General features: G+C 38.1%; 17 protein-coding genes. All 17 read left to right on the top strand.

From position 1 onward, the window contains the following. The first annotated feature begins 187 nt into the window (after window positions 1-187). The 17 genes from V0410_RS17100 to V0410_RS17020 all read left to right on the top strand — a co-directional run bounded on the left by V0410_RS17100 (window position 188) and on the right by V0410_RS17020 (window position 23,514). Window positions 188-583 carry a hypothetical protein gene (locus V0410_RS17100; protein ID WP_330745002.1) on the top strand — a complete coding sequence of 132 codons (396 nt, stop codon included), beginning with the start codon at window positions 188-190 and terminating at the stop codon, window positions 581-583. Window positions 584-763: 180 nt separating this feature from the next. Further along, a complete protein-coding gene (locus V0410_RS17095; protein WP_330745001.1) occupies window positions 764-1,054 on the top strand; it encodes a hypothetical protein in 291 nt (96 codons plus the stop codon). A gap of 134 nt (window positions 1,055-1,188) precedes the next feature. Continuing rightward, window positions 1,189-2,688, top strand: coding sequence for a GH3 auxin-responsive promoter family protein (locus V0410_RS17090; protein WP_330745000.1), 1,500 nt, complete (start codon window positions 1,189-1,191; stop codon window positions 2,686-2,688). Window positions 2,689-2,757: 69 nt separating this feature from the next. Continuing rightward, on the top strand, window positions 2,758-3,120 hold the full coding sequence (locus tag V0410_RS17085; protein ID WP_110008421.1) for a hypothetical protein: 363 nt from the start codon (window positions 2,758-2,760) through the stop codon (window positions 3,118-3,120). 92 nt (window positions 3,121-3,212) lie between these two features. Beyond that, window positions 3,213-4,448, top strand: coding sequence for an MFS transporter (locus V0410_RS17080; RefSeq protein WP_330747718.1), 1,236 nt, complete (start codon window positions 3,213-3,215; stop codon window positions 4,446-4,448). A gap of 303 nt (window positions 4,449-4,751) precedes the next feature. After that, complete coding sequence (locus V0410_RS17075) at window positions 4,752-5,357, top strand: tetratricopeptide repeat protein (protein WP_330744999.1); 606 nt, start codon at window positions 4,752-4,754, stop codon at window positions 5,355-5,357. 165 nt (window positions 5,358-5,522) lie between these two features. After that, window positions 5,523-7,595 carry a T9SS type B sorting domain-containing protein gene (locus V0410_RS17070; protein WP_330744998.1) on the top strand — a complete coding sequence of 691 codons (2,073 nt, stop codon included), beginning with the start codon at window positions 5,523-5,525 and terminating at the stop codon, window positions 7,593-7,595. A gap of 103 nt (window positions 7,596-7,698) precedes the next feature. Next, window positions 7,699-9,846, top strand: coding sequence for a T9SS type B sorting domain-containing protein (locus V0410_RS17065; protein ID WP_330744997.1), 2,148 nt, complete (start codon window positions 7,699-7,701; stop codon window positions 9,844-9,846). Between the two features lie 155 nt (window positions 9,847-10,001). Beyond that, a complete protein-coding gene (gene dnaB / locus V0410_RS17060; protein WP_330744996.1) occupies window positions 10,002-11,588 on the top strand; it encodes a replicative DNA helicase in 1,587 nt (528 codons plus the stop codon). Window positions 11,589-11,649: 61 nt separating this feature from the next. After that, window positions 11,650-12,126, top strand: coding sequence for a ribonuclease HI (gene rnhA, locus V0410_RS17055; RefSeq protein WP_330744995.1), 477 nt, complete (start codon window positions 11,650-11,652; stop codon window positions 12,124-12,126). A 165-nt stretch (window positions 12,127-12,291) separates the two neighbouring features. Beyond that, window positions 12,292-14,550, top strand: a complete 2,259-nt coding sequence (locus V0410_RS17050) for a T9SS type B sorting domain-containing protein (RefSeq protein ID WP_330744994.1) — start codon at window positions 12,292-12,294, stop codon at window positions 14,548-14,550. Between the two features lie 158 nt (window positions 14,551-14,708). Further along, window positions 14,709-16,967 carry a T9SS type B sorting domain-containing protein gene (locus V0410_RS17045; protein WP_330744993.1) on the top strand — a complete coding sequence of 753 codons (2,259 nt, stop codon included), beginning with the start codon at window positions 14,709-14,711 and terminating at the stop codon, window positions 16,965-16,967. Window positions 16,968-17,089: 122 nt separating this feature from the next. Further along, complete coding sequence (locus tag V0410_RS17040; protein ID WP_330744992.1) at window positions 17,090-17,716, top strand: NAD(P)H-dependent oxidoreductase; 627 nt, start codon at window positions 17,090-17,092, stop codon at window positions 17,714-17,716. 31 nt (window positions 17,717-17,747) lie between these two features. Continuing rightward, complete coding sequence (gene nadB, locus V0410_RS17035; protein ID WP_137904406.1) at window positions 17,748-19,319, top strand: L-aspartate oxidase; 1,572 nt, start codon at window positions 17,748-17,750, stop codon at window positions 19,317-19,319. A 13-nt stretch (window positions 19,320-19,332) separates the two neighbouring features. Next, window positions 19,333-20,193: a carboxylating nicotinate-nucleotide diphosphorylase gene (nadC, locus tag V0410_RS17030; protein ID WP_330744991.1), complete on the top strand. Its 861-nt coding sequence runs from the start codon at window positions 19,333-19,335 to the stop codon at window positions 20,191-20,193. A 208-nt stretch (window positions 20,194-20,401) separates the two neighbouring features. Further along, window positions 20,402-22,996: a TonB-dependent receptor gene (locus tag V0410_RS17025; RefSeq protein ID WP_330744990.1), complete on the top strand. Its 2,595-nt coding sequence runs from the start codon at window positions 20,402-20,404 to the stop codon at window positions 22,994-22,996. Window positions 22,997-23,082: 86 nt separating this feature from the next. Further along, window positions 23,083-23,514: a hypothetical protein gene (locus V0410_RS17020; RefSeq protein WP_034691532.1), complete on the top strand. Its 432-nt coding sequence runs from the start codon at window positions 23,083-23,085 to the stop codon at window positions 23,512-23,514. Window positions 23,515-23,520: the final 6 nt, after the last annotated feature.

Raw genomic sequence — 23,520 nt, 5'->3', positions numbered from 1 at the left:
AAAGGTACGCATATTTTTTATCTTCCTCTAAAAAACGAAAAGACTGATAGTTTAAAATGAAGGACTTAGCACCACAATTCTTAATTTTTTACAATTTTATTTAATAACCTGTTAAAAAAATCAACTATTTTCTCCGTGGCATAGAGTTTGGCTTTTAAGATATAACCAAACATTTAAGAATAATATTATGAAAAAAGCAATTAAAATCTTAGGAGTTATGATGCTGTTGGTATTTACAGCATTATCTTTTTCGTCGTGCAGTAAAGATGATGATCCGGTAAACAATGAATTTTTCGCAGGAACTTATAAAGGAAAAGTTTCTTATAATGACGGAGGATCCACCAATATCAGCACAGATGACGGAAGTGTATTTGTAACAAAGATTGCCAGCGGTACCAAATATAATTTTGCTTTCTCCAACAGCATTCCGGATCTTAACGGAATAGAGTTTAATCAGGAAGGAGATCATACCCTTGTTATGATTGGATCTACAGCAACTTCTTACATAAGAATTGATAACAATGTTTTAAAAATCCTATACGCAAAGGATGGTAAAACGTGGACAGCCAACTGTACGCGCTAGCCATGTCTATTTATATATTATGCAAGCCTGTTTCCATTTCCGGAGACAGGCTTTTTCATTGTAAATGAAGTGTTTTAATTTTTTTTTAAGCTGTAATAAACTTTAGTTAAGTTTGAGAATCCCCGTTTTTTTGCCTGCTTTTTGTATATCTTTATTCAACAAAAACAAACAATAATTCTTATGAAAAAATTCTTATCTGCAATGTCTTTAATCCTGGGATTAGGACTTGCTACTGCTCAGCAGACTGCTCCCGCTAAAAGTGCTCCAGCACACCCGCCTGTAAAAGCAACTACAGCTGCAAAACCAGCTGAAGTGAAAGCTGCCCAACCGGCAATGGATGCAAAAGCAGTTAAGCCTGCACAACCGGCTGCCAAAATGAAAAAGGACGGTACTCCGGATAAGAGATATAAAGAAAACAAACACCTGAAAAAAGACGGCACTCCTGATAAAAGGTACAAAGCAAACAAATAAGCATAACATTAACATATAGTTGTTATTTTCATAATCAAATTTCGAAAAGCCGGTGGAACCTGTTCCATCGGTTTTTTTATGTGAACCTTCACAAAAATCATTTCAGATTCTCTACTTATTTATAAATTTGACCCATGTTAAACTTCTTCAAGAAAAATGCAGCGCTGATCTGGGCAAAAAAACACGTCCAAAAAGCAGAGGATTTCAAAAAAAATGCTGAGAAAAACCAGGAAGATTTACTCCTTTCTCTGGTGAATACTGCTCAAAAAACACTTTTCGGGCGGGAACATGATTTTGAAAATATTCATTCTGTAAAAGAATTTCAGGACAGAGTTCCTGTAGCTGATTATGAAGATCTGAAACCTTATATTGAAAGGGTAAAAAAAGGACAGGCTAATATTCTATGGACAGAAACTCCGGAGTATTTTGCCAAAACTTCAGGAACCACTTCCGGTTCTAAGTACATTCCGATCTCCAAAGAAGGAATGCCGTTTCAGATTGCCGGAGCTCAAAGCGCCTTATTTCATTATATCAGCAGAAAAAACAATGCTGATTTCGTGAATGGGAAAATGATTTTTCTTCAGGGCAGCCCGGAACTGGAAGAAGTATTCGGAATAAAAACGGGAAGGCTATCAGGTATTGTAGCGCATCATATTCCTAATTATCTTCAGAAAAACCGTCTGCCAAGCTGGGAAACCAATATTATGGAAGACTGGGAAACCAAAGTAGATAAAATTATTGAAGAAACGGAACATGAAAATATGACTCTGATTTCTGGAATTCCGCCATGGCTGATCATGTATTTTGAGAAACTGACAGAGAAACACGGTAAAAAAATCAAACAGCTTTTCCCTAATCTTCAGCTTATTGTAACCGGAGGTGTTAATTACGAACCTTACCGTGATAAAATGGAGGAGCTATTGGGAGGTAAAGTAGATATTGTTCAGACCTTTCCAGCTTCTGAAGGTTTTTTTGCTTTCCAGGATGATTATACTCAAGAAGGATTACTGTTATTAACCAATCACGGGATTTTCTATGAATTCATTCCTTTGGAAGAATATGGTAAGCCCGGAGCAAGGCGATTAACTTTAAAAGAAGTTGAGCTTCATAAAGATTACGCATTAATTCTTACGACCAATTCCGGTTTGTGGGCCTATTCTATAGGAGATGTTGTAAGATTTATCAGCAAAGATCCCTACAGGGTTTTGGTAAGCGGAAGAACAAAACATTTTACTTCTGCATTTGGAGAGCACGTGATTGCTTTTGAAGTAGAGGAAGCAATGAAAGCTGCCCTTGAAAAATATCCGGCACAGATCACAGAATTCCATCTGGCTCCGCAGGTAAATCCGGATGAAGGACTTCCCTGTCACGAATGGCTGATTGAATTTGAAAAAGAACCTGAAAACCTGGAAGCATTCAGGGATGACCTTGATCTGCAGCTTCGTAAAAGAAATACTTACTATGATGATTTGATTTCAGGGAATATTTTACAGAAATTGCAGATTACGAGACTTAAAAAAGGTGCATTTCATGAATATGCCAAATCCCAGGGAAAATTAGGGGGCCAGAATAAGACACCAAGATTGGCTAATGACAGAAAGATTGCAGATTTATTGGGAATTTACAAATTTTAATCATATTTTTTCAATTCCAAAAACGTATATTCAAAAAAAATTATAAATTTGAAAAACTAAAAGAAAATAATGAAAGCATCTGTACTGTTGAAATCATCTTTACTAACATCTTTATTTGTTATTACATCTTGTGCTACTACAAAATACAGCGAAGATATTTCAAAAAACAACTACTCTAATCTTGAAGCCGGAAAAATATATAAAGTAACGATGAGAGATGGCTCACCAAAGCAGACCATCTTATTCAGAAACGTTGTTGGTGAAAATCTGGTGGGTACAGCCGGTAAAAAAGACAGTACAGAAGTAATTATTCCTAAAGCCAATGTGGCTGCTGTAAAAGACAGAAGAAAGGCAAGAATTGCTGCAGGAGCTACCATCATTGGCGCAGCTGGTGTTGCCGCTATCGTACTAAGTTCTACAAGAGCAGACTAAAATAGATATTATCTTTTGAGACTTATTTAATATATCTTTCAAAAACTGACATATAAATGGCCCTAAATAAATTTTTAGGGCTATTTTTGTTCATGATTTCCTTTACCCCGTTACAAACATTACAAAATGTTGAGTTCAGAAATCTTCTCACCGGGAGATTTTTTATTGTTTTAGCTTTCAGAATGCTTGCCACTTTATTAGGATGGTGGGTATATCAATTAACAAAAGATCCTTTTTCCATAGGCCTTATCGGACTTTCTGAGGTAATTCCTGCGGTAAGCTTTGCGCTGTATGCCGGACATGTTATTGACATGAATGAAAAGAAGAGGCTGCTTCTTATTTGTAATTATGCTTATATTTTTCTGATCGGGCTTCTGCTGATTCCCGCATTCTTTAATGTGGAAATGCACTTTACAGGTCATCAGATTACCTATTATATTTATGGCGTTATTTTTTTCACAGGGATAGCAAGAGCCTTTATCGGTCCTATTGTTCCTTCCATGATTCCTAAAATCGTAAAGAAAGAAAACCTTCCGAATGCAGTAACCTTAAACCAGGCAACGTTCCTGATATCTTCAGTTTGCGGCCACGCTATTGGCGGTGTTCTTATTGGGTTTATCGGGGTAAAATGGACCCTGGTTGCTATTTTAACATTAATATTTGTTGCGTCGTTATTCTTCTGGCAGCTACACAAACAGCATTCTGAATATAAAAAGGAAACAGTAAATGTAGTGGAAAGTATGCGTGAAGGGATTTCGTATATTTTTAAAACCAAAGAGATTCTGGGAGCGCTGTGCCTTGATATGTTTGCCGTACTTTTCGGCGGTGCGGTAGCTATGATCCCTGTATTTGCGACTGATATTTTACAGTCGGGAGCTGAAGGTTTCGGCTTACTGAACGCTGCTTCAGATATTGGCTCCATGTGTATTATTACTATTTTGTCTATTGTTCCTCTTCGGAAAAATCAAGGGAAAATACTTCTTGCGGTTGTTACCGGATTCGGGTTATGCATCATCGGATTCGGGTTATCAAAACTATACTGGCTGTCTTTTATGTTTCTGGTGATGAGCGGAATGCTGGATGGGATTTCTGTTGTTATCCGCGGTACCATTGTTCAGTTAAAAACGCCTGATCATATCAGAGGACGCGTTCTGAGTGTGAACTCCATTTTCATCATGTCCAGTAATGAAATGGGACAGTTCGAAAGCGGGCTTATGGCCAAATTACTGGGAGTAGTGCGCTCTGTTGTATTTGGCGGCTGTATGACTGTTTTAGTTGCACTGCTTGTAGGAAGCACCAATCCTAAATTGAGAAAGATGCAATATTAACTTATTGTTTACCAGCCTATTTAAAATCGGATATTTGAAAAATCAAAATCCGAAATACTTAAAATCAGAATAGAACGTTTTCTATTCTGATTTTTGTTTTATACTTGTTTTTTTAAAATTTATTGAAGAATTCGATCTCAAATATTTATTAAAACCGCTCATATATTTACGATCTATGCATTATTGAATCCCAATAATAAAATACCACATTTAAAACCAATACATTACTTTCATTAAATATATCCTAAAATCTTTAATTTAACGTTAATAATTTTTTATATTTGCTTCATAAAATATCCCCCTATGACTAAACTTTTACTAATTTTGAGCTTTCTCGTGACAGGTTCTCTGATGAATGCTCAATTTTTTTCAGATCAAACCTTACAACAAGCTGTTTTACAATTCGATAACGCTAAAACAGAAAACGATTACGATATGCTATTTTCCAGGTTTTCAGAAGCTAAAACTTCAGATAAATGGCAGGCTAATTATTATGCAGCAGCAGCATTATATATTAAAACGAATTTCCTTTTAAATAACAGTCCGAACAGCCCTCTTGGAGAGCCTAATGAGACTGCAAGAAAACTGGCCATGCAATCCCTTGCTTCTGAAAAGAACAATGGAGAAGTAAACCTTCTTCTTGCGCTTATTCATTTTCAGAAAATCAGAATAAAAACAGCGGCAGATCCTCAAAAGGAATTAAAGACTGTGACAAGTTTCATGAATAAGGCAGAAACAACTTTAAAGAACAATCCAAGACTTTCCTTTCTGAAAGCTGAAATTGCTGAAAAGCAGGGAAACAAGGCTGAAGCTATAAAGTTTTATCAAAAAGCAGCCAAAGAATTTGAAACATCAGGCACTGCATCCAGTTCACCCAACTGGGGAAAACAACTGATCGGAACAAACTAACAATAAGTAAAATGCATGATCTCCTGAGCTAATTGGGACGATCAGTTTTTTTATTATGAAAGATCTGGAAATTCATTATAGTGAAACACTCTTTTATATCAGATAAAAAACAGCAATTTTTAGTAATTAAACAGTTTTAATATTTGTTTTTAAAAATTAATTCTCATGAAAAAAACATTACTTGTTTTCTTAATCATATTTTCACATATTTTATTTGCCCAGTCAGATTGTGGTACTGCAATGGCGGTCTGCGGTAACTCTGACATTTCATATACACCAGGCGGTCACGGAGACATTGCCGAAGATCTGGGCGGATGTTTAACTTCTGACGAAAAGTACTCGGTATGGTATTCTTTTACTATAGCTACAGGCGGAACCCTTACCTTTGAAATCATCCCTAACGACCAGAGTGACGATTATGACTTTGGTGTTTACGGGCCTGACAAATCCTGCTCAAACCTTGGTACCCCGATACGTTGTTCCTATTCCGGACTAAGTGGGAATACAGGTCTTAATATGACCTCTACAGATCTTAGTGAAACCGCTACAGGAGACAAATGGGTAAAATACATGGATGTATTGCCTGGCCAGACTTACTATATCATTGTGAATAACCACAGAGAAACAGCTAACGGATTCAAATTATCATGGGGCGGAACGGCTACTTTATCTTCTCCGTTCACCGATCCGAATATACAGCCTCACCCATTTGTACCTCCGGGAATCCCAGGGGCTAACCCTAATGACCCAAGAGAAGTCATCATATGTTCTAATCCGGCGACTTTTGATTTTGCATCGTTATCAGCAGGAATTCTTAACGGCAATCCAAATTTCAGCATCAGCTATCATACAAGTCAAAATGATGCCTTAACCGGCAACAACCCTCTTGTGGGTCCTCAAACGGTAACTCCTGTTGGTGTTTATTTCTACAGTATCAATTATACTGACCCGACAAATCCTGACAGCCCTATTAATAAATGCAGACAGACCGGTAAATTTAAATTCAAAGATGGTACCATCAAGGCAACAGACGTAACGTTAACAAGCTGTAACAATAATAATGCAGGTACGGCAACTTATGACCTTACGACTGCAGATGTTTTCCCTGACCCCACCGCAACCAAGAAATATTATTATACTTTATACGATCTGAATAACTCAATTAATGAGATTACCAACATCTATCAGTTTGTTTCCGCAGAGGGTAAAATATATGTAAAGGTAACTTCGGTATTCGGATGTAGTGATATTGCTGAAATTACGCTTAAGTTCTATCCGCAAATCATTGCGAAAGATGCAGAATTAAGATCATGTTTTATTGAAGCGAATCCTTCCACAGCCTTATTCAACCTTGATAATGCTGCTGTTATTACGCCCCAGGCAGGTATCACTAAAAAATACTTCCCTTCACTGACCGATGCAATTGACGGAACCAACGAGATTTTAAATGCTAATTATATTGCACCAAGTGGTTTAGTATACGTAAGAGTGTCTGACACCAGAGGTTGTTATGTAGTGGTAAAGATTGGTTTAACTGTAATTGCCCCGGTAACATCCAGTGTATTGAAAGACAAAATCATCTGTATGGAAGATACTACCACTTTGGATGCGGGACCTGGATTCAAAAGCTATGAATGGAGTACTGGCGCTACAACACAGTCCATCAAAGATGTAGGCGTAGGAGTTTACTGGGTAAAATTAAAAACAGGGGAATGTGTTGCCACTCAAAAAGTAACGGTATATCCTTCTGAGCAGCCGGTTGTTACCAATGTTGACATTTCCAACACTACATTAACGATCAATGTTATTGGAGGAACTCCGGATTACCAGTACTCTATGGATAAAATTTTATGGCAGGCTTCCAATACATTCTCTAATGTAGCAAGAGGAACTTACAAAGTGTATGTAAAGGATGCTTATGACTGCGAGCCTATTGAAGTTACGGTACTTGTTCCTAATCTTATCAATATGATTACTCCAAACGGAGATGGTATCAATGATGTTGTAGATTATTCTGCGATGGCAGACAAACAGAATCTTATTTTGAGTATCTTTGACAGATATGGAACAAAAATCCACCAGGGAGACAAATCCAATGGTTACAAATGGGATGGCCGAATTGGCGGCAAAAACATACCAACAGGCACCTACTGGTATTCTGTAACATGGAACGAGAATGACAAGAAGAATACTCCTTTCAAGTTTTCTGGTTGGATTGTTGTAAAAAACAGAGAATAAAACACCTCAGAATACAAAAAGCCGCTTTGGCGGCTTTTTCTTTTACAAATAATGATAAACATTTATTGATTTCAAGTTTGTTTAACAAAAAAAAGTTTTAACAATGAAAAAAATATTACTCCTTTTTATTTTATTGATAACGCAAATGGCCTTTTCACAGTCAGATTGTGTCACAGCAATTCCCATCTGTGGTAATTCTGACATTTCATACACCCCTTCAGGCCCGGGGAATATAATAGAAATTCTTAACCAGAACGGTGGATGCCTCAGTACCAATGAAAGATATACAGTTTGGTACACTTTCACAGTATCCACACCAGGAACACTGGCATTTACAATAAAACCTAACGATCAGGATGATGATTATGATTTTGCAGTTTACGGACCAACAGCTAACGGCTGTGCTTCGTTACAGAATGCGGATCACGTTTTCATACAGCCCATAAGATGTAACTATAGCGGTACTTCAGGAGATACAGGTCTCGATCTGACTCTTGCTCCACCAGCGGTATTTCCTACCAATCCTCCAGGTGTTACATCAAGCATGAACAATGGTAAATGGAGTCCTTATATGGATGTGTTAGTTGGCCAGACTTATTATCTGGTTATTGACAACTTCAGTAGATCTGTTAATGGTTTTTCTTTAGAATGGACAGGGACTGCAAGCTTAAGTTCAGCATTTAATGATCCGGTTCTTTCTCCTAATCCATTTATTGCGCCGGGTATTCCGGGAGCTACTCCTACCGATCCTAATCAGGTGATGGTTTGTGCGTTACCTACCCAGTTTGATTTTACAACGTTATCTGCAGCGATTATTAATGGTAACAGCACGAACTTCAAGGTTACTTATCACAAAACAACCAACGACGCCCTTACAGGACAGAATCCTCTTACAGTAACTACCGTAGACGGAACCACAATATATTATTACAGAATCGTATACCAGGATCCCACCAATCCGACCAATCCTATCAACGGATGTTTCATAACCGGAAAATTCAAGTTTGTGAATGTGGGTATCTCTGCCAATTCGGCTACTTTATACTCCTGTAACAACAACGGAGCGGGTACTGCAAAATATGACTTAACAACAGCCAATGTATTTGGAGGAACCGGAGCAACGATCAAGTATTATGAAACGGCGGCAGATATGAATGCAGATATTAATGAAATTACAGATCCTGCCAACTATGTTTCTGCTGAGTCTACCATCTATGTAAAGGTAGTTTCTTCCTTCGGATGTATTGCCACCACAACCATCAGATTATTATTCTACCCAACGGTTGTGCTTAAAGATGCTGTACTCCAAAACTGTTACATCGATAATGATGTGACGCGTTCGACATTTGATCTTTCCAAAGCAGATATTGGTGTACCTGTTCCAACCCCTACCGGAACTATTATTAAGTATTACACAACAGTAGCTGATGCGAAAGCACAGACAAATCCTATTATAGCAGCATTAAACTATCTTTCAGAAAGCAAAACAGTATATGCAAGAGTGGATAATGACAAACAGTGTTATTCAATTGCTAAAATAGACCTGGTAGTATTACCTCCTGTAAAATCAGCGGTATTAAAAGATAAAACAATTTGTGCTGAAGCCAAAACTACCCTGGATGCAGGTCCTGGATTTGTAAGCTACGAATGGAGCACTGGTGAAACTACACAATCTATCAGCAATGTAGGTGTTGGTGCTTATTGGGTAAAGCTTCAGACCGGGAAATGCTTCACTCTTCAGGAAGTACGTGTACATGCCAGCCTTCAGCCAGTGGTATCAGGAATCGAAATTACCAACAATAATATTACTGTAACAGCTACAGGAGGAGTTCCTCCTTATCAATATTCCGTAGATGGTATTAACTGGCAGGATTCCAACACATTCGCAGGACTTCCAAGAGGAGAAAATACGGTATACGTAAAAGATACTTATAACTGTACACCTATCCAGGTAACAATAACAGTTCCTAATCTTATTAACGCCATTACCCCGAACGGAGATAATGTAAATGATGTTATCGACTATTCAGCATTAGCTTACAAGAAAAACCTTATCTTCATTGTATATGACAGATATGGAAACAAGCTTCATGAAGCGAAGAAATTCAATAACTTTACATGGGACGGAACTGCCTTTGGTAAGAAAATTCCAACAGGAACGTACTGGTATACGATCTCCTGGAATGAAAACAATAAAAACAATACCGAAACTAAATATTCAGGATGGGTATTGGTAAAAAATAAAGAATAAGTTATACTTCATCTTTTTTGAAAAATCACCTCAGACCGGGGTGATTTTTTTTATCAACAAGACCAACCTCCTGTTTACAGCATTTTACGAAAGACTGCTAATAATTTGTTGAATACTATTTTTTGATTATTTTTTAAATAAACTATCTTTGCACCATGGCGCAGAAAGAAACATTATCATCCCTGACACACGGAAACTTTGCAAAAGAATTGTCTATTGCGGATGGAAAAATGCCTCCCAATGCAGTGGACTTTGAAAGACTGGTTATCGGAACTTTTTTGATTGACAAAAAAGGTCTTGACCACTCCATTGACCTTCTTACCCCGGAGGTATTTTATGATCCCAGACATCAGGTCATCTTTTCTACTATTCTCAAATTGTATGAAGGCAACCACCCGGTAGACTTAATGACCATCATTCAGGATTTAAAAAAAGAAGACAAGCTGAGCCAGGCAGGTGGTGATCATTACATTATTGACCTCACCATGGGAGTAAGCTCGTCCGCCCATATCGAATATCACGTACGTGTTATTCTTGAAAAGTATATTTTAAGAAGCCTTATCAATGTTTCTGCTAACGTAATTGATTCTTCCTATAAAGAATCTACAGATGTTTTTGAACTTCTGGACAAGGCAGAGCAGTCTTTCTTCGAGATTACCAATGGAACTATCAAGAAAGGATTCGATACTGCCAACTCATTGGTAAAACAAGCTATTGATACGATTAAATCGTTAAAAGATAAGCAGGGACTTTCCGGAGTTCCTTCAGGATTCAGAGATGTGGATAAGGAAACCGGAGGATGGCAGAATTCTGACCTCATCATTATTGCCGCCCGTCCGGCGATGGGTAAAACAGCCTTTCTTCTTTCCATGGCAAGAAATATTGCAGTAGGCCACAAAATTCCTATGGCTCTGTTCTCTCTCGAGATGGCCTCAGTACAGCTTATCACCAGGATGATTGCTTCTGAAACAAGGATTTCCTCAGAGAAACTAAGAAAAGGAACCCTGGATGATGAAGAATGGCAGAGACTGTTTTCCAATGTATCTGAACTGGAAAACGCTCCTTTGTATATTGATGAAACACCTTCCCTTTCCATATTCGACTTCCGTGCAAAATGCCGAAGATTAGTGATGCAGCATGGAGTGAGACTTATCATGGTCGACTACCTTCAGCTGATGACAGCCGGTGGCGGTGGAAAAGGAGTTGGAAACCGTGAACAGGAGATCTCCATGATTTCACGTTCATTAAAAGCGATTGCAAAAGAACTTAACGTACCGGTAATTGCTCTTTCCCAGCTTTCAAGAAGTGTGGAAGCCCGTCCCGGAAAAAGACCTCAGCTTTCAGATCTGAGGGAATCCGGAGCAATTGAGCAGGATGCGGATATCGTATCTTTCATCTTCAGACCGGAGTATTATAAAATTACCGTTTGGGATAATGATGAAGAAGGACAGGAAACTTCTACTGAAAACCAGGCCGAACTTATCATTGCAAAACATAGAAATGGTGCTACAGCAGATGTCAGATTATCTTTCTTAAAACATTTTGCCAAATTCGGTGATATTGAAGCAGCATTTGATGGTGGTGCCGGAGGAGGATATCCTTCCAACTTTGGAGAACCAAGCGGCTTTGACAAGATTAAAACAACGATTCAGCCAGGAGCAGCATTTGATCTTCCGGACAGCTCAAAACTTTCCGGTTCTTCAATGAATGATTTTGATGACGATGATGATTTCCCGTTTTAAGAAAGACTCAAGTTTAGATCAGTTTAATTGTAGTCAATACATCCATTTTTAAAAAACAGGTTTGAGAATCGAAATTTATACCGACGGGGCTTGCAGCGGAAATCCGGGAAAAGGCGGATATGGAATTCTCATGCGTGTTCCTGAAAAAAATTACCAGAAAACATTTTCCAAAGGCTTTCGGAAAACGACCAACAACAGAATGGAACTTCTGGCGGTCATTACAGCATTGGAAAAACTGAAATCTACAGAAAACGATATCCACGTTTACACAGACAGCAAATATGTATCTGATGCGATCAACCAGAACTGGATTGCCGGATGGATCAAAAGAGGCTGGAAAAACGTAAAAAATCCAGATCTATGGAAAAAATTTGTAGAGCTGTATAACAAACACTCCCCAAAAATGCATTGGGTAAAAGGTCATGCCGGGCACTTTGAAAACGAGCTTTGCGACAAATTGGCCGTTGCTGCAGCGGGCTCTCCCGATCTTGAAATCGATACTTATTTTGAAGGGCTGGACAACAATTCATTATTTTAATTTAATTAATGTAAATACTTAATAGATACTATAATATTCACCATTATCTCATAATTAGCAGTATTTTTTTAAAATATTATTAAAATTTAAGCGAAATTAACATTAAATACACATTATTTAACTGGGATTTAATATCTTTACATATTAATCTAAGTCCCATTATAAATGAATAAAAATCTATTATTGTATTTATCTGTTTTTTTACTCTGTATAGCCGGGAAGTCCTTTGCCCAGACTTATCAGCTTATCGGAAACCCGGTAACAACTACCGGTTGGACCATGGTTTCTCCCACCCAGGTAAACACAGATTTTATTCAGCTTACACCGGATACCAACAACCAGTCCGGTTCTATCAGGCTGAATGACCCCATCAATTTAAAATATTGCGACAAATGGAGAGTGGAATTTGACTTCAGAATGGACTCCAACCAAACCTCCAACGGTGATGGAATTGCCTTCTGGTATCTTGCCAACCCTCCTGTTGCCAGCGTATTAGGATCCGGGCTTGGGGTATCTCAAAATGCAGTGGGTCTTGTGGTAGGACTTGACACTTATAACAATACCACAACTGCTACCATGAGCAAAGTTCACGTGGCTTACGGGCAGGTTCAAAATACAACAGACACCAATAACGTTGAGTTCTTTAATGTTCCCGGAAGTTCTTTCCATTCACCGGATCTGAATACTACACAACCGTTTCAGGGAACCACTTTTAAACATGTGGAAGTGACAGCACAGGTAGATCCCGCAGCTCCTACCAGCTGGATCATAAAGATAACAATAGACGGTAACGTAATTTGTAATCAGTCTTTTGCGCCTTCAGGCACTGCTGCTGCAATGACAGTAGGATATTTTGGTTTTTCAGCATCTACAGGAGGAGCAAGATCAAGACATTCCATTAAAAATGTAAAAATTTATACGGATAAAGTTCCTATTTTACAGGATTCAGCAACACAGTCATTCTGCCCCAACCCTACAACCGGATACGGATCTGTAAACCTGACTACTTTCAACTCACAATTTGTCAGCAACCCTTCCAATTATACATTTACCTATTATCCGTTTGGAAGTTCTACACCTATTGCTAATCCGACCAATTATCAGTTCAACGCTAACTCAACAGTAACAGTTGTTATTAAAGATAATGCAGGGCTGCTTTGTGATAATCCGGACGGTAAAATTTTGCTGGTTCTTGCTCCTTTCAAAGCGGAAGACAAAACGATTACGGTATGTAACAATAACAAAGCAGGAACAGCCACTTTCAACCTGAATACAGCAAATGTTACAGGTGTTCCCGGAGCTGTTAAAAAATACTACAAAACGTTAGCAGACCTTAATGCAGATACGAATGAAATTCAAAATCCCGGCAACTACTTCTCTGCTCCCGGAGAAGTATATGTAAAAGTAACAACCCCTCAGGGATGTACAGGTACAGCAAAAATCACGCTGGCCTTTTACCCGGACACTCCTGTGCAGGAAGCTACCCTAAGATCATGTTTTATTGAAAATAACATTACCAGTGCTATTTTTAATCTCACTACCGCAGATGTTACTAGTTTAGGTGCTGGTGCTGCCAAAAAATATTACACCTCTATAGCGAATGCTCTGGACGGAGTCAATGAAATCATGAATCCTCTTCAGTATTTATCTACAACTACTGCCGTGTATGCTAAAGTAACGGATGCCAACGGCTGTTTTAATATTGCTAAAATAAACCTTATTGTATTACCTCCTGTAACGTCTTCTGTCCTGAAAGACAAAACCATCTGTATCGGAGAAAAAACAGATCTGGATGCCGGACCTGGATTTGACGGCTATGAATGGAGCACGGGAGCAACAACTTCATCGATTAAAGATGTAGGAGTAGGTCCTTATTGGGTAAAATTGAAAACCGGTAACTGCATCACTACGCAGACTGTCAATGTAAAAGCATCTGCAAATCCTGTGATTTCCAGCATCGATATTGACAACAACACCATAACAGTAAATGTAGCAGGTGGAACACCTCCATATCAGTTTTCTCTGGATGGAGTGAACTGGCAGCCTGGCAATATATTCACAGGTTTAGCAAGAGGCGAAGTAAGAGTGTATGTAAAAGATTTTTACAACTGTACCCCTGTTGAAGTTCAGATTACCGTTCCTTACCTGATTAACGCCATCACTCCAAACGGAGACAATGTAAATGATGTTATTGACTATTCAGCGCTGGCTTACAAAAAGAATCTTGTATTCATCGTTTACGACCGATATGGCAATAAATTGTATGAAGCCGGAAAAATGAGAAATTTCACCTGGGACGGCACAGCTTCCGGTAAAAAGGTTCTTACAGGAACTTACTGGTACACCATTTCATGGAACGAAAACAATAAAGACAATACTGAAACAAAATACTCAGGCTGGGTATTGGTTAAAAACAGGGAATAAAATTACTATCAGAAACTACCTCATTTGGGGTAGTTTCGGTGTTAAAAAACAGAATTTGCCCAAACAGAGATTGGGATCAGATATTAATTTTTCACTAATAATTTAAACTTAAAAAACAATTTTATATCAAGAAGCAATAACATCATAATCCATCCACTATGAAAAAAAATATACTCTTTTTTTTACTGGCTATCTTATTATGCCTGCCGGGAAGGTTTCTTTCGCAAACCTATCAACTTACCGGAAACCCTGTAAATACAACGGGCTGGGACCTCGTCTCTGATGCTGTAGTAAGCGGAGACTTTGTAAGACTGACAACCGATCAGACCAGCAGATACGGGGCCGTAAAATTATCCACTCCTATCACTCTGAGCTATTGTGATAAGTGGAAAGTGGAATTCGATTTCAGAATAGACGGAAACGGAACCACACAATTTGGAAAAGGAGACGGTTTCACCTTCTGGTATCTCGCTAATCCACCAACAGGATTTGTATCAGGAGGAGGACTGGGAATTCCGGCCAATGCTTCCGGGCTCATGGTTGGTTTTGATATCTTCAACAATACCACTGAAGGCCAGATGAGTAAAGTTCACATTCTTTATGGTACCAATAATACAGCCGGGAACAATATTGAGTTCAACACGACTCCGGGAAGCACTTTTCACTCCCCTGATCTTATTGCTACCAATCCGTTTGTAGGAGACACTTACAGACATGTTGAGGTAAATGGAGAAACAGATCTTACCAACCCGACAAACTGGATTATCAAAGTGAGAATAAACGGTGCTCTTATTGTAGATCAGTCTTTTGCTCCTTCCGGAGGTGCCGTAGGAATGTCGCAGGGATATTTTGGTTTCTCTGCAGCAACCGGAGGTGCCAGTGCAAGACATTCTATTAAAAATGTTAAGGTATTTGTAGATAAAGTTCCTATCCTAAGCAATACCATAACCCCATTCGTTTGTACAAATCCCGCTACAGGAAATGGTACAGTAGACCTTACTTCTTATAATTCCCAATTTGTAAATAATCCCGGAAATTATATTTTCACATATTATGTATTGGGAAGCTCAACGCCTATCGCCAATCCATCAAGTTTTCAATATTCAGGAAATACGACGATCAAAGTGGTAGTTAAGGATCCTACGTCTACTCTTTGCGATAATGGCGACGGTGTTATCCAGCTTAACCCCACACCATTTGCAGCAACAGATGCCAGTCTGACCGGATGTAATAACAATAATGCAGGGACAGCAACATTTGACCTCAACACAGCTGCTGTAACAACTGTTGCCGGAGTTACCAAAGAATTCTATCCTACTTTATACGACCTTAATAACGGTACGAACCAGATAACAAATCCTTCTGCCTATGCGTCTGCAGCAGCAACAATATATGTAAAAGTAACAACTCCTCAGGGATGTGTGAGTACTTCTAAAATTACATTGAATATTTACCCTGTTGTGGTTGTGAATGATGTTGAAATAAAATCCTGCTTTATTGAGACCAACCCGTCTATGGCATCCTTTAATCTTACAGGAGCTGTCGTTTCTCAGGGCGGACTTACAAAAGAATACTATCCATCGCTGACAGATGCCATCAGTGGAACCAATGCAATATCTACTCCGGCAGCATACATTGCTCCTAACGGTGTAGTTTATATTAAAGTATTCAGCTCAAACGGATGTTATTCTATTGCTAAAGTTACATTAACGGTAATCCCTCCTGTTTATTCAAGAACTTTGCTAGACAAGACAATTTGTATAGAAAATACAACTACTTTAGATGCAGGCGCAGGTTTCAAAAGCTACGAATGGAGCACAGGAGCTACTACTCAATCTATCAAAAATGTAGGGGTAGGAACTTACTGGGTAAAACTTAAAACCGGAGATTGTGTTGCAACCCAGAAAGTAACAGTATACCCTTCCGATAATCCGGTTATTACAACGGTTGATATTTCGGGAAGTACGGTAACAGTATATGCCAATGGCGGAACTCCTCCTTATCAGTATTCTATGGATAATATCAACTGGCAGGATTCCAATGTGTTTACCAATATTGCCAGAGGAGAAGCAAAAGTATATGTAAGAGACGGTTATAACTGCGTTCCTGTTGAAGTCAATATTACAGTACCTAACCTTATCAATATTATTACACCTAACGATGACGGCAAGAATGATTTTATAGATTATTCAGCTTTGGCCAATAAACAAAACCTGGAAATAGCCATCTTCGACAGGTATGGTTATAAAATGTTCCAGGCCGATAAAACCAATGGTTACAAATGGGCAGGAACTACCAATGGAAGTAAAAAAGTTCCTACAGGAAACTATTGGTATTCTGTTTCATGGAATGAAAATAATAAAAACAGTACTCCGATAAAATTCTCAGGCTGGATTGTTGTAAAGAACAGAGAATAATTACACTTTCCGACACATCAAAAGAATCACCCCGCCGGCCGGGGTGATTTTTTTGTATGAACAGGCAGGAGATATTTCATTTTAAAGACTCTTTATTCATATTCAATGCTTAAATTTGTCGTATGAATTATTTGGAAGCTTTAAGCAGAAGATATTCTGTAAAAAAATTCAATCATCAGATTATTCCTCAGGAAACCCTTCACAACATTCTTGAGTCAGGAAAGCTGTCTGCCAGTTCGCTGGGACTTCAGCCTTATAAAATTGTGATTGTTGAAAGCGAGGAGATGAAACAGAAATTAATTCCCGCCTTTTATAATCCATCTCAGATTTCCACCTGTTCTCATCTTATTGTTATTATTTCAAAAAAAATTATAGAAGAGAACTATATCCGGGGCTATTTTAATCATATTTCTGAAGTAAGGGATACTCCAATGGAAAAACTTGATCCTTTCAGAAACAGCATTAATCAGCATATTAACCAGAAAACACATGATGAAATTTTCAACTGGGCAGAAAAACAGTCTTATATAGTATTGGCCAATCTTATGTATGCCGCTGCTATTGAAAATATAGACTCCTGTCCTATGGAAGGTTTCCGCCAGGATCTTATAGAAGACATTCTGAAGATCAATCCTGAAACAGAAAAAGTAACCGTTACCCTCGCTTTAGGTTACCGCTCCGAAGAAGATCATTTCCAGCACATGAAAAAAGTAAGAAAACCAAACGAAAAATTGTTTAAATTTATTTAATATTTTAAACGATTGTACCTAAAGCCAGCATATGATAAAAGCGGATGTATTAGTAATCGGTTCCGGCATTTCCGGACTTTCCTATGCCATTAAAGTTTCTGAACAGCACCCTGATGCCAAAATCATTATTGTAACCAAGTCTGATGAAGACGAAAGCAATACCAAGTATGCACAAGGCGGTCTCGCCGTCGTTACAGATTTTCAGAATGACAATTTCCAGAAACATATAGATGATACCATGCGTGCCGGTGACGGTGAAAACAAACGTGACGTCGTAGAAATGGTGGTAAGAGAAGCTCCTGCGAGATTCAACGAAATTGTAGAATGGGGAGCACAGTTCGATATGAAGAACGGTAAATTTGCTTTAGGAAGAGAAGGAGGCCATACTGAAAACAGGATCGTACATCATAAAGATATTACAGGTTTTGAAATCGAAAGAGCTTTATTGGAAACTGCCAATAACAGTCCGAATATCGAAATCCTGGATCATCATTACGTTATTGATATCATTACACAGCACCATGTTCCCGGAAAGGAACTTAACGAAGGAGACATCCACTGCTACGGTGCTTACATTCTGGATGAGAAGTCCAAAACCATCAAAAAAATTACTTCTAAAATAACGCTTGCTGCCACAGGAGGCGCAGGACATGTTTACAAAAACACCACCAATCCTACGATTGCAACAGGGGACGGAATTGCTTTTGTTGCCCGTGCCAAAGGAAAGGTTTCCAATATGCAGTATTACCAGTTTCACCCGACAGCTCTGTACAGCAAAATGGATGGAATGTTGTTTTTGATTTCAGAAGCCGTTCGTGGAGACGGAGCAAAATTAAGAACCAAAAGGGGCGAAAAATTCATGCATAAATATGATGAACGTGAAGAATTAGCCTCAAGAGATATCGTTGCAAGAGCCATTGATGCCGAAATGAAAATTACCGGAGACGAATTTGTCGGCTTAGACTGCAAGGAAATGAACCATGAAAAATTCCTGGAACATTTCCCGAATATTTATAAAAAATGTAAAGATGAAGGAATTGATCCTTTCACTCAGCTGATTCCTGTTGTACCTGCCTGCCACTATTTAATGGGAGGTATCGAAGTAGACAGAGACGGACAATCCTCCATCAGAAATCTTTTTGCTGTGGGTGAATGTACCAACTCAGGACTACACGGTGCCAACAGGCTTGCTTCAAACTCTCTTCTTGAAGGTTTGGTTTTCGGGCATAATGCCGCGATGAAAACAGTAGAGCTTCTGAATGAAAACAGTTTCAACTTTGATGACCTGAAAGCCGTTCCGGAATGGAATGAAGAAGGTATGAAAATCATGGACGAAATGGTCATCGTAAGCTATCTCAGAAAGCAGCTTCAGGAAATGATGAGCGATCTGGTAGGAATTGTAAGAAGCAACAGACGTCTGAATATGGCACTACAAAAGCACCAGGAAATTGCCGCTGCTGTAGATGAAATATACCACTATTCTATTCTTTCCCCCCAATTATCGGAATTAAGAAACCTTACAACCGTTGCCCATCTCATCATTACCCAATCTATGGAAATGACGGAGAATAAAGGAGCATTTTACAATAAAGACTTAGCCTAACAGAAATCACACAATGAAAAGACCAGCATACGTAACAGATAAAGCATTAAAGACATTTATAAAAAACGCTCTTGAAGAAGATATTCAGGATGGGGATCACTCTACCCTATCTACTATTCCACAGGATCTTGTACAAAGTGCTAAACTTTTGGTAAAACAGGACTGTATTCTTGCAGGCGTTGAGCTGGCAGAAATTATTTTCCACACTTTTGACAAAAACCTGAAGGTTGAAGTTTTCATTAAAGATGGAACTCCATGTAAATTCGGAGATGTAGCGCTTATAGTTACGGGAAGTGCAAGATCTATCCTTTCTACTGAAAGATTTGTGCTCAACTGCATGCAGAGAATGAGCGGTATCGCTACCCTTACCCATGAGTGGGATTCTCGATTGGTAGGAACCAAAACTAAACTTTTAGATACAAGAAAAACGACTCCCAATTTCAGAATGTGTGAAAAATGGGCAGTGGCTATTGGCGGAGGAACCAATCACAGGTATGGTCTTTATGACATGATCATGCTGAAAGACAATCATATTGATTACAACGGAAGCATCACCAATGCAGTAGCAATGGCAAAGGATTACGTTAAAAAGAATAAGAAAAAGTTAAAAATAGAGGTTGAAACAAGAAATCTTGAAGAGGTACAGGAAGCTATCAATGCTAAAGTTGACAGAATCATGTTAGACAATATGGATGTAAAAACGATGAAGGAGGCTGTAAAAATGATCAACGGTTCTTGTGAATCTGAAGCATCAGGAGGAATTACCCGCGATATGCTGAAAGAAGTTGCCTCTACAGGTGTTACCTATATCTCTGTAGGAGCCCTTACCCACTCTGCTGAGAATATAGATTTGAGTCTCAAAGCAGTGAAATAGCGTTGAATTTTTAACAAAAACACCCCCAGTTTGTTAAAAATTCAATAACATGACTTTTTTCATACAAAAATTCAATTTTTAGCCACAATACTGATTTTTAACACTTTAACATTATTAAGACTGAGTAAAAATTAACATTGAGTTAATAATAGTTAAATTTAATTTTGCGAATTTTGCAGAAAATTAAATCTAATTATTACTAACGATTATGAAATTAATCAACAAATCGATACTAACTGCAGTAATTACTTTATCTACAGCTAGTGTTTATTACGCTCAACAAGTTCAGGACACAGTACAAAAGTCCAAAGATATTGAGGAGGTAATCTTAAGAGGTGTTACGGATATCGCTAAAGATAGAAAAACACCTGTTGCTGCATCTACAATTAAAGCGGCACAACTTGCAGAAAGATTAGGTAACCAAGAATTACCTGAGATTTTGAACACTACTCCATCTGTTTACGCTACAAAATCCGGAGGTGGTTTTGGTGATGGAGGTCTTACAATCAGAGGTTTCGAATCAAGAAACATCGCTGTAATGGTAAACGGTATGCCAGTTAACGATATGGAGGGTGGTACTGTTTATTTCTCAAACTGGACCGGATTATCCGATGTAACAAGTACATTACAGGTTCAGAGAGGTTTAGGGTCTTCTAAATTAGCTATTGCTTCTGTAGGAGGAACAGTAAACTTCCTTACCCGTTCTGCTGATATGAAAAAAGGAGGGGTAATCAGATTAGGTGTTGGTAACAACGACTATTTAAAAACTTCATTTTCTTACAATACAGGAAAATCTAAAGATGGTGTTTCAGCATCATTCTTAATGAGCAGACAAGCCGGAGGTACTTATATTGAAAATACAGATTATGAATCTTATGCATATTTCTTTGCATTAGGTTATGAAATCAACAAAAAGCATAACTTACAGTTTACCATAACATCTGCTCCTCAGTGGCACGATCAACGAACTTTTGCTCCAACAATTCAAAATTATATCAACTATAATCCTGAATATGATGGAAAAAGTCCTTACAGAAGATATAACTCTGACTTTGGTTACTACACTGATGCTTCAGGAAACAAAGTTGCTTTAGCAAACAGATCTAACTATTACTCTAAACCAGTAATGATGTTAAACTGGGACTGGACAATGAGTGAAAAGTCTAAATTAAGTACTGTTTTATACATGTCTAACGGTAGAGGTGGTGGAACAGGTGATTTAGGTAAAGTAGGAGGAAAAGGAATGACTGATTTCTACGATACGGCTGGTCACTTTAACTACGATGCTATTTTCGCAGCTAACGCAGCTGTTAACTTAAATACTGCGGGTGCTGGAAGTACTTTAATTCGTAGATCAAGTATCAACTCTCACAACTGGTATGGTATCTTAGCAAACTTCCAACATAAAATCAATGACAACTGGAATTTCTCGATAGGAACAGATGACAGATATTATTATGGTTACCATTATCAGGTTATTAGTGATCTTTATGGAGCAGCAGGATATAAAGACAAGGCAAACCAAAATTTTGCTCCAAGAATCGTAAGCAATACTTATGATTATAAAAAACTTAGCTGGAATCCTTTTGGAGGTAAACTAGCTCCATCTGAAGACCAGATTGGATATAGCAATGACGGAGAAGTTCTTTGGTATAGTGGATTTGCACAGGTAGAATATACTAAAGACAATCTATCTGCATTCTTACAAGGTTCCGTATCTAATCAAGGTTACCAGAGAATTGATAACTTTATAGTAGACGGAAGTACAGTAAAAGGTCAGACTGTAAACACGAAAACAGGATTTAAAAACCTTTTCGGATATAACATTAAAGGGGGAGCTAACTATAATATTAATGAACAACATAACGTTTTTGCTAACCTAGGATATTACAGCAAGCAACCTTTCCTTAACACAGTTTATCCAAGTAACCAACAACTTATTAATCCTTATCTGACTAACGAGAAAATTTCTTCTGCTGAAGTTGGATATGGATTCAGATCTGCAAAATTCACTGCAAATGTTAACGTATACAGAACACAGTGGAAAGACAGATGGTTGAGAAAAACAGGTCAGACTTTCACTTTAGCAGACGGTTCGACTACTACAGGTTACTCTGAAATCAATGGAATTACTGAAGTTCACCAGGGAGTAGAATTTGATGGAGTATACAGACCTAACCGTTTCTTGGAAGTTCAGGGGATGTTCTCTTGGGGAGATTACTATTATAAAGGAAATGCTAGTGTAGCTTCTTTCGATGATAACAACAATCCTGTTACTTTAGCTGGTTCAGCAGGTAACGAGCTATACCTAGATAAAGTAAAAGTAGGAGGTTCAAGCAATAACAGTATCCCTCAGATGACTGCATCATTAGGACTTACTGTAAAACCGGTAAAAGATCTTAATATCTTCGGAACATGGAGATATGTGGGTAAACTTTATTCTACTATTGATGCAGGAACATTTACTAACGTTTCTGCACAGGATAGAGGAGTATTGAAATTACCTGACTTCAACTTATTCGATGTAGGTTTCTCTTACAAAATCAGATTACAAAACGAAGCTCAGTACTTCACAATCGGAGCTAACGTTTACAACCTATTTGATACTGTATATATTTCTGATTCTGCTACAAGTGTATTTGCTGATGATAAACCAAAATATCTGGCTGATGGAAAAACACTTAATTCACAAAATCAGACTTACGAACAACTTGGTATGATGTACAAAGGTCTAGCAACTGGTAACCGTGCTTATTTCGGTTTCGGAACTACCTGGGCAGCAACATTATCATTCAACTTCTAATAATATCACAATATTAGATTTTCTCAATATCAATCCCGGCTTTGAGCCGGGATTTTTGTTATCTTTGTGTACAAAAAAATAGGATTATGGATTTTTACAACATTTTACTTAATGCCCATAAAGGTTTCGGGTATCTTGAAATTCTTTTGGTAACATTATTTGTTATTGCACTTTTGGCTACCATGTTCGGTTTCAGTGGAAAAGTGAACAAATTTTTGAAGAAAACAACACTTTTCACGATGATTTTCTTCCACGTTCAGTTTTTATTGGGAATCATTATGTTGATCACCACGTTCAGCAAAGGATTAAATATGGGAGAAGTAATGAAAAATGCGGCATTGAGATTCCAGTATGTTGAACATCCATTCTCTATGCTTATTGCGGCAGTTTTGATGACAATCGTCAACAAAAAAGTAAAATCCAATGATACTATTTCTTTAGGAGTAGTAATTATGGGACTGATTGCAGTAGGTTTATTTGCATTTGCATTCCCTTGGACAAGAGTTTTCGGGGCTTAAAAAGAC

It is taken from the genome of Chryseobacterium sp. CP-77 (assembly GCF_036362765.1).
Classification (GTDB): domain Bacteria; phylum Bacteroidota; class Bacteroidia; order Flavobacteriales; family Weeksellaceae; genus Chryseobacterium; species Chryseobacterium cupriresistens.
The sequence above is the reverse complement of the archived record's forward strand: the minus strand, read 5'-3'. Positions and strand labels throughout refer to the sequence as shown.